This window comes from Pollutimonas harenae (assembly GCF_004153685.1).
In the GTDB taxonomy this organism is placed as follows: Bacteria; Pseudomonadota; Gammaproteobacteria; order Burkholderiales; family Burkholderiaceae_B; genus Pusillimonas_C; species Pusillimonas_C harenae.
Map to the genome: position 1 here is coordinate 184576 of NZ_SDQD01000001.1, position 14275 is coordinate 198850.

Consider the following 14275-nt stretch of genomic DNA (forward strand, 5'->3'; position numbering starts at 1 on the left):
CCGTCCTATACTCCCCAAATAATGGGGTCGCTGTTAATCGCCCCAACGCTTCTTGTAAATTTATTTCAACTACTTGGGGGGGCGCCATGGTCAACATGAGCCGGCGGCAATTCTTCAAGGTGACAGGTACGACACTGGCCAGTTCCAGCCTTACGCTGCTGGGTGCGGCGCCCACTCCGGCAATGGCCGAAGTGCGCCAGTACAAACTGGCGCGCATGACTGAAACGCGCAATACCTGTCCCTATTGTTCAGTAGCGTGCGGCGTACTTCTGTACGGCTTGGGCGATGGCGCCAAAAACGCCGAAGCCAACATCATGCACATCGAGGGCGATCCCGATCACCCTGTGAACCGAGGCACACTCTGTCCCAAGGGGGCGGCACTCACCGATTTCATCAACAGCCCCAACCGGCTGAAGTATCCCGAGTATCGCGCCCCCGGCTCCGACAAGTGGGAGCGCATCTCATGGGATGACGCCCTAACCCGCATCGCACGGCACCTGAAAGACGACCGCGATGCCAACTTCATTGAACGCAACGACGAAGGCCAATTGGTCAACCGTTGGTTAACCACGGGCATGCTGGCGGCATCGGCCAGCTCCAATGAAGTTGCCTACGTTACACACAAGGTATTTCGCAGTCTCGGCGCACTAGCATTCGACAACCAAGCACGTGTCTGACATGGTCCGACGGTGGCAGGTCTTGCCCCGACGTTTGGCCGTGGAGCGATGACGAACCATTGGGTCGACATCAAGAACGCCGATATAGTACTGATCATGGGCGGCAATGCAGCCGAGGCTCACCCTTGCGGGTTCAAATGGGTCACGGAAGCCAAGGCGCACAACAAAGCCAGGCTGATCGTTGTCGACCCGCGCTTTACGCGTTCGGCATCAGTCGCTGATTACTACGCACCTATCCGAACCGGCACCGATATCGTCTTCCTGGGCGGCGTCATACGCTATCTGCTGGAAAACGACAAAATCCAGCACGAATACGTGCGCAACTACACCGACCTTCCCTTTATCGTTCGCGAAGACTTCAGTTTCGAAGACGGCCTGTATTCGGGCTACGATGAAGCCAGCCGCAAGTACGACCAGTCCAGCTGGGATTACGAACTAGGCGACGATGGCTATGCCAAGGTCGACCCCACCTTGCAGCACCCTCGTTCGGTCTACCAATTGCTCAAGAAGCACTACGAGCGCTATACACCCGAAATGGTGGCCAGGGTTTGCGGTACGCCTGAAGACAAGTTCCTGAAGGTCTGCGAAATGCTTGCTTCCACAGCAAGTCCAGATCGCGCCGGCACCGTGTTGTATGCATTGGGCTGGACGCAACACTCTATTGGCTCACAGATCATCCGCACCGGGGCCATGATGCAGTTGCTGCTGGGCAATATTGGCATTCCTGGCGGAGGCATGAACGCTTTGCGCGGGCACTCCAACATCCAGGGCCTGACCGATCTGGGGCTGATGTCCAATCTGTTGCCAGGCTATCTGACCCTGCCGTCAGACGGCGAGCAGTCATACCCAGACTACATCACCCGCCGTACACAATTGCCGCTACGGCCCAATCAGCTCAGCTACTGGCGCAACTACAGCAAGTTCCACGTCAGCCTGATGAAGGCCTGGTGGGGCGATGCCGCCACGGCAGACAACAACTGGGCGTACGATTACCTGCCCAAGATGGACCGGCCCTACGACATGCTGCAGGTCTACGAGCTGATGCACCAGGGCAAAATGAATGGCTATATCTGCCAGGGCTTCAACCCGCTGGCCGCGGCGCCCTACAAGCGCAAGCTGCTCGAAGCCTTCGCCAAACTCAAGTTCATGATCATCATGGATCCGCTGGTCACTGAAACTTCAGAGTTCTGGCGCAATGTGGGCGAGCACAACGACGTGGATTCTTCACAGATCCAGACCGAAGTATTCCGTCTGCCCACCACCTGTTTTGCCGAGGAAGAAGGCACGCTGGTCAATTCCGGGCGCTGGCTGCAATGGCACTGGAAGGCAGCCGAACCCCCTGGAGAAGGCAAGAGCGACATTGAAATCATGGCGCTGATCTACCAACGCCTGCTGGCCTTGTACAAGAAAGAAGGGGGCGCCTATCCCGACCCCATTGTGAACCTGGCTTGGCCCTACTCCACCCCCGGCAATCCCAGTGCGCACGATCTGGCCAAAGAAATCAACGGCCGGGCACTCGTCGACATTGTCGATCAAAGCAGTCCGTCCGATCCGGCCAAGGTGCTGCGCAAGGCGGGCGAGCAGTTGTCCGGCTTTGGCGAGTTGCGTGACGACGGCACTACCATCAGCGGATGCTGGCTGTACACCGGAAGCTGGACCGCAGAAGGCAACCAGATGGCCCGCCGCGACAACAGCGACCCCACCGGCATAGGCCAAACCTTGAATTGGGCCTGGGCCTGGCCAGCCAACCGCCGCATTATGTACAACCGTGCATCGTGCGATACCGCTGGCCAACCCTTTGACCCGCGTCGTGGCCTCATCCACTGGAACGGCAAGGCCTGGGTGGGCGCCGATGTACCCGACTTCAAGCTCGATGAAGATCCCGCCGGCGGCATGGGTCCCTTCATCATGAATCCTGAAGGCGTGGCCCGCTTCTTTGCCCGTAAAGGCTTGGTCGAAGGACCTTTCCCGGTTCACTACGAGCCGTTCGAAACACCGGTCGGCTACAACCCGCTGTTCCCAGACAACAAGCTGGTCGTCAGCAACCCTGCCGCACGCATCTTCGACCAGGACCTGGCTGCGATGGGCAAGGTAGCCGATTTTCCCTATGTGGGTACCACTTACCGCTTGACCGAGCACTTCCATTACTGGACCAAGCACGTCAAGCTCAACGCCATTATTCAGCCAGAACAATTCGTCGAGATCGGCGATACTCTGGCGGGCGAGCTGGGCATCGTGGCTGGCGATCGCGTCAGGGTCTCGTCCAACCGCGGCTACATCAAGGCCGTGGCAGTGGTCACCAAACGCATCAAGGCACTGACGGTCGAAGGCAAGACCGTTCATCAGGTCGGCATTCCGCTGCATTGGGGTTTTGTCGGCCTGGCCAAGCCGGGCTTCCTGGCCAATACCCTGACGCCGCCCGTGGGCGACGGCAACTCGTATACGCCCGAGTCCAAGTCATTCCTGGTCAAGGTCGAGAAGCTATAGGAGCGCATATGGCATTGCAATCATTAGATATAAAACGGCGCTCGGCCACCACGACTCCTCCGCCCAGTGCTCGACAAGAGGTCATAGGCGGTGGTGTCGCCAAATTGATCGACACCACAAAATGCATAGGCTGCAAGGCCTGCCAGGTGGCCTGTATGGAGTGGAACGACCTGCGGGACGAAATCGGCACCAACGTCGGGGTGTATGACAACCCTGCCGATCTTACCGATCAGTCCTGGACGCTCATGCGGTTTTCCGAATACGAAAACACGGCGGGCGACCTGGAGTGGCTGATCCGCAAAGACGGCTGCATGCACTGCGAAGACCCGGGCTGCCTGAAGGCTTGCCCGGCACCAGGCGCCATCATCCAGTACAACAACGGCATTGTCGATTTCCACGAAGAAAACTGCATAGGCTGCGGCTATTGCATTACGGGCTGCCCCTTCGACATCCCGCGCATTTCCAAGAAAGACAACAAGGCCTATAAGTGCACCTTGTGTTCCGACCGGATTGCGGTTGGACAAGAACCCGCCTGCGTCAAGACATGCCCCACCGGTGCCATTGTGTTCGGCACCAAGGAAGACATGCAGCACCACGCAGACGAGCGTATTGTTGATCTGAAATCCCGTGGCTTCGACAATGCTGGCCTGTATGACCCAGCCGGAGTGGGTGGTACGCACGTCATGTACGTGCTGCACCACGCAGACCGCCCCGGCCTGTATAGCGGCTTGCCCAAAGACCCTGAAATCAGCCCGATGGTGGGTCTATGGAAGGGTATTGCCAAGCCGCTGGGCGTGGCCGCCATGGCGCTTGCAGCGCTGACAGGCTTCTTCCATTACATCCGCACCGGGCCAAACGAGACAACCGAGGAAGATGAGCGCAAGGCCACCGAGGAAGACCCACGCAAAGCCCAGGAGGTCATCGATGAATAAGGTGGATAAACCTCGGCTGATCCAGCGCTATACCGCCAGCCAGCGCATCAACCACTGGATCATTGCCATCACATTCGTATTGCTGGCGGTATCAGGCCTGGCACTGTTTCATCCTGCCTTCTATTGGTTCAGCCACCTACTAGGTGGCGGCGTCTGGACGCGCATTCTGCATCCCTTCATCGGGATACTGATGTTTGTCTGCTTTGCAGTGTTTGCAGCACGCATGTTCAGCCATAACCTGATGAATCGTGATGACGTGGAATGGGTCAAGCACATTGGCGATGTACTGAACAATCACGAAGAAAAAGTCCCTCAGGCAGGTCGTTACAACGGCGGCCAGAAACTTCTTTTCTTTGCTCTTATTGTCCTGATGCTGGGCCTGTTACTGACCGGCGTGGTCATGTGGCGCTCGTATTTTTCGTATCTGTTCCCCATCTGGGGCATACGCCTGGCATCATTACTGCATGCGCTCTTTGCATTTCTGATAATTTGCGCGATCATAGTGCATATCTATGCCGGGATTTGGGTCAAGGGTTCGGTACGTGCCATGACGCGCGGTACGGTCACACCAGGTTGGGCCTGGAAGCACCACCGAAACTGGTGGCGTCAATTGCGCGGTACAACGTCCCACAACAAGTAAACGCCTTTCTGGCTTGTTATCTCTGCATGGCTGCCCCGCGTTCACCGCATGGGGCAGCCATGTTTTTTCAGGAGTAACTGCTTTGCAGCGAATTCTTCCTCGTGGCGAAATCGAAAGCCTCGACCATACAACCATTCCACGCCTGCGACAGCCTGTGCGGGCCTCCGTTTTCGCCGACCGTGCCGCGCGCCTGCGGCAATTGGCACCAAACCACCCTCTTTCCACCTATCTGCTACTGATGGCCGACTTGGCCGACGGCCAGGGCAAAGCGCTGAAGCATAGCCATATGCCTGGTCCCGGCAGCGAACGCATCGACCTGGCACAGGCGCACGGCATGCCGCCCTTGCAGGCAACAGGCTGGGAACGCGACCCCGGCTGGCGCGACTTGCTCGCCGGTCTGCTCGAACACATGTCGGGTCTGACTAACCTGCCGCCTCAAGCACTCGAGATCGCACAAGCGCTGAAACAGCGTCTCAATGACGACCCTGCTGCCATCGAAGCCCAAGCCGACGCCTTACTGGCCGAACGCGAAGAAGACGTAGACGCAGCGACCGCCCCCTTCATCATGGCGGCCTTGCAGGTGTACTGGACCGGTCTCGCCGCCGATTTTCAAGAAAGCGCTCTGCCCGTGGTAACGCCACATGGCGTATGTCCGCTCTGCGGCAGCCTGCCAGTGGCCAGCATCGTGCATGTGGGTGGCCAGGCCGATGCCTGCCGCTACCTGTGCTGTTCGCTGTGTTCTGCCGAATGGCACTTGGTGCGCGTCACCTGCTCGCATTGCGAAAACACCAAACAGATCGCCTATCACGCCATCGAAGGCGGACCAGAAGGCATCAAGGCTGAATCTTGCGACCATTGCCATACCTATCGAAAAATCTTCTACCAGGAAAAAGTCCTGGGCGTGGATGCAATAGCCGACGATCTCGCCAGCCTCACCCTCGACATGCTAATGGGTGATGCAGGCTACTCGCGCGCCAGTGGCAACCCATTGCTCTGGCAGCATGCACAGGTTGAATCATGACGGCATCGCAGCCCGTTGAAGCGTCCAAAGCAGCAACCCCGACGGCAAAAGCTGCCGACATTCCCTCTTTAGAGCGTTTACTGAGCTCGGCGTCCGGACAAACCCTGGCGGGCGAGGTTGGTCGCAGCCGACTCACTGCCATATTGCGACAGACCCTGGATCAGGCGCGAGCCCAGGTACTGTCTGGCTCGCTTTCCACTGCAGCACTCGAGCCCGCCACTCTATTGAGCCAGGCTCAGGCACAGCTTGCGGCCCAGGATCAGCCCCGGCTGCGTACTGTCTACAACCTGACTGGCACCGTATTGCATACCAACCTGGGTCGCGCCCTGCTGCCCGACCAAGCAGTACAAGCCGTAATACAGGCTTTGACTGCACCCGCCAATCTTGAGTTTGATCTAAGTTCGGGCCGCCGCGGCGATCGCGATGACTTGATCGAAGACCTGCTGTGCGAACTGACCGGCGCCGAAGCGGCAACGGTCGTTAACAATAATGCGGCTGCCGTATTGCTAATGCTCAATGCACTGGCCAACCGGCGCGAAGTCGTGGTGTCGCGCGGCGAGCTGGTCGAAATTGGTGGGGCATTCCGCATTCCCGATATCATGCAACGCGCCGGCGCACGTCTGGTCGAGATCGGCACCACGAACCGCAGTCATCCGGCTGACTACGAAAATGCGTTGGGGCCGCGCACTGCCTTGCTGATGAAAGTTCATTGCAGCAACTACGCAATAACGGGTTTCACACGCAGCGTAGACATAGCCCAGGTGGCCGAGATCGCTCATCGCCACGGCCTGCCCGCTGCGGTGGATCTGGGCAGCGGTACGCTGGTGGACCTGACCCAGTGGGGCCTCCCCCAAGAAGACACGGTCCGTGCAACCATAGAAGCTGGCGCAGACATTGTCACCTTCAGCGGCGATAAGTTGCTGGGTGGCCCCCAGGCCGGACTGATTGTGGGCCGCGCCGACCTGATACGCAAGATCAAGAAGAACCCTTTGAAGCGCGCACTCCGCGTGGGCAAGCTGACCCTGGCCGCACTGGAACCCGTCCTTGCCTTGTATCGCGCACCCGAACTGCTACCCGAAAGACTCACCACACTACGCTTGCTGACCCGACCTGCCGCCCACATACGCCAACAGGCCGAGCGCCTGCAACAGGTATTGCAACAGGTGGTGGCGCCAGACTACGAAGTACAGGCCATGCCCATGTTCAGCCAGATAGGTAGCGGCGCCTTGCCGGTAGATCAACTGCCCAGTCACGGCCTGATCGTGCGCCATGTCGGTGCGGGCCGCTCTGGGCGGGCCCTGCAAAAACTGGAAAGCATGCTGAGGCAACTGCCGCGCCCCATCATCGGCCGCATCGTGCAGGATGCTCTCTGGATGGACCTGCGTTGCCTGGAAGAAAGCGACGAACCGGCCTTTATTCAACAGCTGCCAGAGCTTACTGCATGATCGTCGGCACAGCTGGCCACATCGACCACGGCAAAACGACATTGGTACGCGCCCTGACCGGGGTAGACACCGACAGGCTCAAAGAAGAAAAAGCGCGTGGCATTTCCATTGAACTGGGATACGCCTATACCCCATTACCCAATGATGATGTACTGGGGTTTATCGATGTACCTGGTCACGAACGCCTGATACACACCATGGCGGCAGGAGCAAGCGGTATCGACTTTGGCCTGCTGGTGGTGGCTGCCGACGATGGCATCATGCCTCAGACGCTGGAGCATCTTGCCATTCTTTCCATATTGGGCATAAGCCGTGGTGCCATTGCGATCACCAAGGCTGATCGTGTCGATGAAGCCAGGCTGCACGACGTGCAAGAAGCCGTCGTCCAATTAACCAAAGACACATTCCTGCAAAATGCCGCGGTGTTTTTTGTTAGTGCCACCACCGACGACGACGCAGGCTTGCATGAACTGCGGACGCATCTGCACGCCATGGCCCAGACTGTGGCGGCACGCAACGCAGCGGGGTTATTTCGCCTGGCCGTCGATAGAGTATTCACGCTTAAAGGCCAGGGCACAGTTGTGACAGGTACTGTTCATGATGGTGTATTAGCTCTCGATGATGATACATTGGATATACGCCTAATGCCTGCCGGACAAAAACTGCGCGTGCGCAGCATTCATGCGCAGAACCAGGCTTCGCAAGAAGCACGGGCCGGCCAGCGCTGCGCCTTGAATCTGGGCGGCATCGACAAGAGCGCCATTACGCGGGGCGACTGGATAGCCGATGCGCGCTGCTTTGTGCCATCGCGCAATATCGACGTCGAATTAAGCCTGCTGCCGGACAGCAGCAGTGCAGTACGCGCCTGGAGCCCCCTGCACATACATCTGGGCGCCTCGCACTTTCTGGCACATGCCGTGCCTTTGTCCTGTGCAGCACTGGCCGCCGGTGAAACAGGATGGATACAGCTGGTCTTCGACCAGGCTATATGTGCCATGCCCGGAGATCGCTATCTCGTGCGCGACGCACAGGCCAGGCACACAATAGGCGGGGGTGTGGTACTGGATCCCAATGCCCCTCAACGCAAGCGTCGCTCACCCGAGCGCCTGGCCTGGTTGCAAGCCGTATCAAACCATCATGCCGGAGCAGGCCTGCCGGGCCTGCTACAGCAAGCACCCTGGGGACTGGACGAGTATCATGTCTTGCGCCTGACACGCCGCAATCCGGATGAAAAACCCTTGCCTGCAGGCACCTTATGGATTTCGGCCCGGGGCGGCCAGTCTACCCGCAGCCTGATCCTGCAATCACACTGGAATGCGCTCATCAGCCAGACGCTACAAACCATCGCGTCTTTCCATAAGCACTGGCCGGACGAACCTGGTATCGACGCGGCACGCTTGCGTCGCATGGCCTGGCCGACACTGCCTGAAGCCATGTGGCTGGCCCTAAGCGAACATCTGACCAGCACCAATCAGCTGGCACGCAACGGACCCTGGCTGCATCTTCCGGAGCATGCCGTCGGCCTGACGGCCAAAGAGATCGAGCTGGCCGGACACTTGTTGCCCTTGCTTCATGCAGGCCGTTTTGATCCACCATGGGTGCGCGACCTGGCCGTCCAGCTCAACGAAGACGAACAGTCTGTGCGACAAACCCTGCTCAAGCTGTTGCGGCGCGGTGATGTCTATCAAGTGGTACGCGACCTGTTCTACCATCGCGAACAAATCATTCAGTTGGCCGGCTTGATCACTGCCATGGGCGGTAACGAGGGTGTGAATGCGGCTCAGTTCCGGGACAAAACGGGCCTTGGACGTAAGCGCGCCATACAAATACTGGAATTTTTTGACCGCGCCGGCTACACACGGCGCTTACGCGACCACCATGTTTTGCGCAAGAATGGCGCAGACTTCTGGCACCAGCTATCATAGCGACCTACAGGAAGGCATTCGTGTCCGGTGGCATGGCTGGGCTTCAAACCCAGTTGGGGACGTCAGACGTTCCCAGGTAGGTTCGACTCCTGCTGCTTTCCGCCAAGATCGCAGGAGCTCAAAAATGAAAGACACGGTATCTGTACAAGACAGGCCACGCCTGACCTCGCTTTCCCACGGAGGCGGCTGCGGCTGCAAGATTGCACCCGGAGTACTGTCAGAGCTGCTGGCAGGCATCCCGGCAGGCCAGCCTTATGCCGCCCTCATGGTCGGCAACGAAACCTCCGACGACGCCGCGGTCTACCGACTGAACGACCAGCAGGCCCTGATCGCCACCACTGATTTCTTCATGCCCATCGTCGATGATCCTTACGACTTTGGGCGCATCGCTGCGGCCAATGCCCTGTCTGACATCTATGCCATGGGCGGTTCACCCATCATGGCGCTGGCCCTGGTCGGCATGCCCATCAGCGTACTGCCCAAGTCCGATATTGCCGGCATACTCGAAGGTGGCGCGGCCATTTGCGCTCAGGCTGGCATACCCATTGCGGGGGGACACTCCATAGATTCGGTAGAGCCCATATACGGCCTGGCGGCCATGGGCCTGGCACACCCAGACCACATCAAGCGCAACGGCGATGCACAGGCCGGTGATATGCTGATCCTGGGCAAGGCGCTAGGCGTTGGCATCTTATCGGCCGCCCTCAAGAAAGACATCCTGGATGCAGACGGCTATCGTGCCATGATAGACAGCACCACCAAATTGAATAGGCCGGGTGCCATCCTGAGCGGACTGAATGGCGTACACGCCATTACCGACGTCACGGGCTTCGGCCTGCTGGGCCACACCCTGGAAGTCGCCCGTGCTTCAGGCTTGACGGCAACGCTGCACCACACCGACCTGCCTTGGCTGACCGGCGTGCCTGAGCTGGCCGCGCAAGGTGCCATCACGGGCGCATCAGGCCGTAACTGGGCATCGTACGGCGACGCCATTACCCTGGCACCACAGGTAAATGAGACCATGCGTGCTTTACTGTGCGACCCGCAAACCTCAGGTGGCCTGTTGGTTGCATGCGCACCAGATGCCGTCGCACAAGTGCTTGATATCTTCCGCTCCGAAGGCTTTGCTCAGGCGGCCGTGGTGGGTGAACTGACGGCCGGCGACCCCACTGTACGAGTCACGCTTTAGGCAATTGGCCCGGAAGCAGTTCTGTCACCAACCCGGTAATGGTCTGTCTAAGCCATTGATTCAGCCGGGCACTATCGTTCTGGACACTCCAGACCATCACCATGCTCAACTCCCGCAAGGCCGCCGGCAGACGGATCAGCTTCAGATCAAAGTATTGCAGATGTTTTTCTGCAATGACCCTGGGCATGGTCGTGCCGTACTCGGTTTCCATCAAGAAATACGGCGCCATACCAAAGCTCGATACATAGGCATTAAAGTGCATGGCATAGCCACTACCCTCCAGCGCCCTATCAAAATTGGTTGTCTTGCCATGCATGTGTGAGAAGGCCAGCCACTTCACACGGTGCAAGTCTTTCAGGGCAAGACGCTCCAGATGAGCAAGAGGATGCCTGGACGACATTACAGCCACCCTCTCATCTTTGAATAACACCTGACTGGGATAACGTGCGGGCAGCCCTGAAAAAAGGCCAATAGCCAAATCCATCCTTCCCGAATCCAGATCATCAGGCGAGAAGTCACCATGCACGGGCTGAAACCGCAGCATAAGTCCGGGCGCCAATGCTTGCAGTCTCGTCGTGAGCGGTGCGGCAAGCAAGAGCTCGATATGGGCGGCGGCGCCTATATTGACGACACCGGAAAGCTCTGCAGGCGAAAATGGCTGACCTGCGCTCAAGACATGCTCCAGCTCGGCAAGCGCCGCGTGCACTTGCGCATGCAGTGACAGCGCGCGTTCGGTCGGAACAAGCTTTTTCCGGATCACCACAAAGACGGGATCTTTCAGCAGCAGGCGCAGGCGCGCGAGATCACGACTGATGGCCGGCTGACTTTTATTCAGATGCTGCGCCGTCACGGTGACGCTGCGCGTACGCATCAGAGAGTCGAAGCAAAGCAGCAGCGGCATGCTGACCCGGCGCAGCAGGGAAAACGTTGGGTCTGGGTCATGCGACATGACAACGCTCTCTTTTATACATATCTTTATTGATATGAATTATATAAAAACAAATCATTATTTAAATATAACAGGCGTGGCTAGAATGAATCGCACGAATAGACCTGCACGGAGACAAAACATGACATTTCCTACTCTTAAACGCTATGGCTGGACTCTGGTTGCGGCAATCAGCACAAGCGCAGCCTTGCTTGCGCCAGCACAAGCCGCAGACTCATTTCCCACAAGACCAGTAACAATAGTCGTCCCCTTCCCCGCCGGCGGAACGCCCGATATCATTGCGCGCGTACTGGCCGAAAAAGCCAGCACCAGTCTAGGCCAAACTATCGTGGTCGAAAACAAGGGCGGGGCCGGCGGAAATATTGGGGTGAAATACGTCTCCCGCAGCAAACCGGACGGATACACTTTGGTCATGTGCGCCTACAGCTGCGCCGTGGCACCGTCCTTGTACAAGCCCGCTCCATATAGTATTTCCAATGACTTCAAGGCGGTCATGATGGTTGGAACCGTTCCCAGTGTGCTGGTGGTGAATCCTCAGGTGCCCGCAAAGAACGTCGCTCAATTCATCGACTATGCCAAAGCAAACCCCAACAAGCTGAACGCCGCCTCTTCCGGCGTAGGCGGCTCGGCGCATCTTGCCCTGGAGTTATTGAAACGTGAAGCCACGGTTGATATTGCCCACATTCCCTACAAGGGTGCCGGGCAAGTAGCCGGCGACTTGCTTGGTGGACAGGTCGACATGTATTTCGACAATCTGCCCGCATCACTTGCGAGCATCAAGGAGGGACGTTTGATTGCCATTGCCGTGGCCAGCAAAGAGCGTGCCGCCGCCATTCCTGACGTACCCACTTTTGCGGAATCTGGCTACCCCAACATGATCGTGAACCCCTGGTTCGGTCTGCTCGCACCTGCGGGGACACCTACAAATGCCATCAACAAGCTGAATACTGCATTCAACGAGGCGTTCAAGGCTCCTGAAGTGCAAGAACGCTTGGACCGTCTTGGTGTCAACCTGGCGGGTGGCTCGCCCGACGAGCTGACAGCCTTTCTTGATCAGGAAACGGCCACCATCGCCCAACTGATCAAGGAAAACAACATCACGGTTGAATAAGGCCCATGCCCGACACTCGGACAAATGCGCCGCTATGCTTGCGTGCAATGGGTTCCTTTCATGTAAGCGGCCGTCGTGTACTGCTTGAAGGCCGTCCGCCTTACGTCCGTACCATGAGCGAAGGCGGCGAACCCGTCAGCATCAATCCCAACGGCAGCTATCTGATTGAGCAGATGTACGTGCAATACTTCCTGCCCCAGCATTCCAATGGCAAGGGCCCATTAGTATTCTGGCACGGTGGGGGCATGACGGGTGCAACCTGGGAAACCACACCCGACGGACGTGAGGGCTGGGCCAATTATTTTGTCCGGCAGGGCTGGGACGTCTATGTGTGCGATGCAGTGGAACGTGGGCGCTCAGGCTTCGCTCCCCACCCGGACATCTGGCCAGAGGGGCCCGTCGTTCAGACGGTGGACGACATACATACACGTTTTCGGATTGGCGACCGCCCGGGCAGCTACCATACTGACCCCGCCCGGCGCAGCGCCTATCCCGATACCCGCTTCCCGCTGGAGAGCTTTGATACCTTCTGCTTGCAGATGGTCCCGCGCTGGACACACACCAACACAGCTATGATCGAGGCTTTCCATATACTGCTGAAGCGTATTGGCCGATCGACCATCATCTGCCATTCGCAAGCGGGTCCGCTGGCCATGATGCTGGCCGCTCAAGCTGGCGACCTGATCAGAGCCCTGGTGGCCATCGAGCCAGCGGGCATCGCATCGCTGGCTCCAGACGCCTACAACACGCCCACTTTGGTCGTCATGGGCGGCAATATGGCCGACGACAAACGCTGGCAACGATTAAGCCAGAAAATTTCCAGCTTTGCACAACAACACCCCAGCGTACAGATTCTTCACCTGGAAGAGCTGGGCATACACGGTAACTCCCATGTGCTGATGATGGATACCAACAGCGACGATATAGCATGCCGGGTCAACGACTGGCTGAGTCATGCTAGTGGCGTCTGAAACGTTGCACCACCCAGACCAGCCCAACGGCAAGCAAGCCAGCGACCACACCCAGCACGGCATTAGCCAAAGCAGGGCCGGCCACCGTAAAGACTCCCTCGATGAAATCAGGCCAAGTGCTTGTGGCCGACATCAGCTTGTGCAGCCATGACTCAAAGCCTGGCAAGCCATGCGCCAATATCCCGCCTCCGACCAGAAACATGGCCAGCGTACCAACAATAGAAAGACCCTTCATCAGATACGGCGCCAAGATCAAGATACCGCGTCCGAGGGCGTTCAATACGACGCTTTCACGCTGACTCAGGTATAACCCCGCGTCGTCCAGCTTGACGACACAAGCCACAAAGCCATACACGCCTATGGTCATGACAATGGCAATAACCGATACCACAACCACCTGCGTAGAAAAAGAAGCCATAGCCACCGTGCCCAGCGTGATAGCAATAATCTCGGCAGATAAGATGAAGTCTGTTTTTATGGCGCCCTTTATCTTTTGCTGCTCGGGTGTGACTGCGGCAGTAGAGGCGTCGACGGCCAGATTGGCAGCGTCAAGATGGGCGCGATCTTGCGAGTGAAACACACTGTGGAGAATTTTCTCTACGCCTTCATAACATAGGTATATACCCCCCAGCATCAGCAAGGGTGTAATGGCTGCTGGTAAAAATGCACTGATAGCCAGGGCCAACGGTACGAGAATGAGCTTGTTCAGGAAGGAGCCCTTGGCAACCGCCCACACCACGGGTAGCTCGCGCTTGGCCACCACACCGCTGACTTGTTGTGCGTTCAAGGCAATATCATCGCCCAGCACGCCCGCTGTTTTCTTGCTGGCCGCCTTGGTCAGCAAAGCGACGTCGTCCAGCACGCTGGCTATATCATCAAGCAAGGCTAATAAACTGGCACCTGCCATACCATCCCCTAGTCTGTTTTC

11 protein-coding genes and 1 tRNA gene are annotated in these 14275 nt (G+C 57.9%); 10 read left to right on the top strand and 2 right to left on the bottom strand.

The genetic code is table 11. The features are described from left to right. Positions 1-86 precede the first annotated feature (86 nt). The 8 genes from fdnG to selD all read left to right on the top strand — a co-directional run bounded on the left by fdnG (position 87) and on the right by selD (position 10316). Entirely contained in the window at positions 87-3164 is a 3078-nt protein-coding gene (gene fdnG, locus ERD84_RS00880; protein ID WP_167667206.1) for a formate dehydrogenase-N subunit alpha, read from the top strand. An 8-nt stretch (positions 3165-3172) separates the two neighbouring features. Continuing rightward, on the top strand, positions 3173-4096 hold the full coding sequence (gene fdxH / locus ERD84_RS00885; RefSeq protein ID WP_130037352.1) for a formate dehydrogenase subunit beta: 924 nt from the start codon (positions 3173-3175) through the stop codon (positions 4094-4096). Continuing rightward, the gene (locus tag ERD84_RS00890) at positions 4089-4736 is read left to right on the top strand and encodes a formate dehydrogenase subunit gamma (RefSeq protein ID WP_130037354.1); all 648 of its coding nucleotides are present in this window, start codon (positions 4089-4091) and stop codon (positions 4734-4736) included. Before fdxH ends, ERD84_RS00890 begins: the two co-directional genes overlap by 8 nt. Positions 4737-4818: 82 nt before the next feature. Beyond that, positions 4819-5757 (top strand): formate dehydrogenase accessory protein FdhE, encoded by a 939-nt coding sequence (gene fdhE / locus ERD84_RS00895; protein ID WP_130037356.1) that lies wholly within the window; start codon positions 4819-4821, stop codon positions 5755-5757. After that, complete coding sequence (gene selA / locus ERD84_RS00900) at positions 5754-7202, top strand: L-seryl-tRNA(Sec) selenium transferase (RefSeq protein ID WP_130037358.1); 1449 nt, start codon at positions 5754-5756, stop codon at positions 7200-7202. Before fdhE ends, selA begins: the two co-directional genes overlap by 4 nt. Then, on the top strand, positions 7199-9127 hold the full coding sequence (gene selB / locus ERD84_RS00905) for a selenocysteine-specific translation elongation factor (protein WP_130037360.1): 1929 nt from the start codon (positions 7199-7201) through the stop codon (positions 9125-9127). Before selA ends, selB begins: the two co-directional genes overlap by 4 nt. Positions 9128-9136: 9 nt before the next feature. Beyond that, positions 9137-9232, top strand: a tRNA-Sec gene (locus ERD84_RS15905). A gap of 19 nt (positions 9233-9251) precedes the next feature. Beyond that, the gene (gene selD, locus ERD84_RS00910; RefSeq protein WP_130037362.1) at positions 9252-10316 is read left to right on the top strand and encodes a selenide, water dikinase SelD; all 1065 of its coding nucleotides are present in this window, start codon (positions 9252-9254) and stop codon (positions 10314-10316) included. On the opposite strand, the gene ERD84_RS00915 is transcribed toward selD, so the two are convergent. Further along, positions 10306-11265 carry a LysR family transcriptional regulator gene (locus ERD84_RS00915; protein ID WP_130037364.1) on the bottom strand — a complete coding sequence of 320 codons (960 nt, stop codon included), beginning with the start codon at positions 11263-11265 and terminating at the stop codon, positions 10306-10308. The two genes, selD and ERD84_RS00915, sit on opposite strands and share 11 nt — an antisense overlap. Positions 11266-11386: 121 nt before the next feature. Here ERD84_RS00915 and ERD84_RS00920 point away from each other — a divergent pair, with 121 nt between their 5' ends. Both ERD84_RS00920 and ERD84_RS00925 read left to right on the top strand, forming a co-directional pair. Then, positions 11387-12376 (top strand): Bug family tripartite tricarboxylate transporter substrate binding protein, encoded by a 990-nt coding sequence (locus ERD84_RS00920; RefSeq protein WP_130037366.1) that lies wholly within the window; start codon positions 11387-11389, stop codon positions 12374-12376. A 47-nt stretch (positions 12377-12423) separates the two neighbouring features. Further along, positions 12424-13347, top strand: a complete 924-nt coding sequence (locus tag ERD84_RS00925; protein WP_245150586.1) for an alpha/beta fold hydrolase — start codon at positions 12424-12426, stop codon at positions 13345-13347. On the opposite strand, the gene ERD84_RS00930 is transcribed toward ERD84_RS00925, so the two are convergent. Beyond that, positions 13334-14254 (bottom strand): DUF808 domain-containing protein, encoded by a 921-nt coding sequence (locus ERD84_RS00930; RefSeq protein ID WP_130037370.1) that lies wholly within the window; start codon positions 14252-14254, stop codon positions 13334-13336. The two genes, ERD84_RS00925 and ERD84_RS00930, sit on opposite strands and share 14 nt — an antisense overlap. Between the last annotated feature and the right edge of the window lie 21 nt (positions 14255-14275).

What these genes read in the sequence shown, in the direction of transcription:
- fdxH (WP_130037352.1), top strand. Translation starts at nt 3,173, where the DNA reads ATGGCATTGCAATCATTAGATATAAAACGGCGCTCGGCCACCACGACT.
- ERD84_RS00890 (WP_130037354.1), top strand. Translation starts at nt 4,089, where the DNA reads ATGAATAAGGTGGATAAACCTCGGCTGATCCAGCGCTATACCGCCAGC.
- selA (WP_130037358.1), top strand. Translation starts at nt 5,754, where the DNA reads ATGACGGCATCGCAGCCCGTTGAAGCGTCCAAAGCAGCAACCCCGACG.
- selB (WP_130037360.1), top strand. Translation starts at nt 7,199, where the DNA reads ATGATCGTCGGCACAGCTGGCCACATCGACCACGGCAAAACGACATTG.
- selD (WP_130037362.1), top strand. Translation starts at nt 9,252, where the DNA reads ATGAAAGACACGGTATCTGTACAAGACAGGCCACGCCTGACCTCGCTT.
- ERD84_RS00915 (WP_130037364.1), bottom strand. Translation starts at nt 11,265, where the DNA reads ATGTCGCATGACCCAGACCCAACGTTTTCCCTGCTGCGCCGGGTCAGC.
- ERD84_RS00920 (WP_130037366.1), top strand. Translation starts at nt 11,387, where the DNA reads ATGACATTTCCTACTCTTAAACGCTATGGCTGGACTCTGGTTGCGGCA.
- ERD84_RS00925 (WP_245150586.1), top strand. Translation starts at nt 12,424, where the DNA reads ATGGGTTCCTTTCATGTAAGCGGCCGTCGTGTACTGCTTGAAGGCCGT.
- ERD84_RS00930 (WP_130037370.1), bottom strand. Translation starts at nt 14,254, where the DNA reads ATGGCAGGTGCCAGTTTATTAGCCTTGCTTGATGATATAGCCAGCGTG.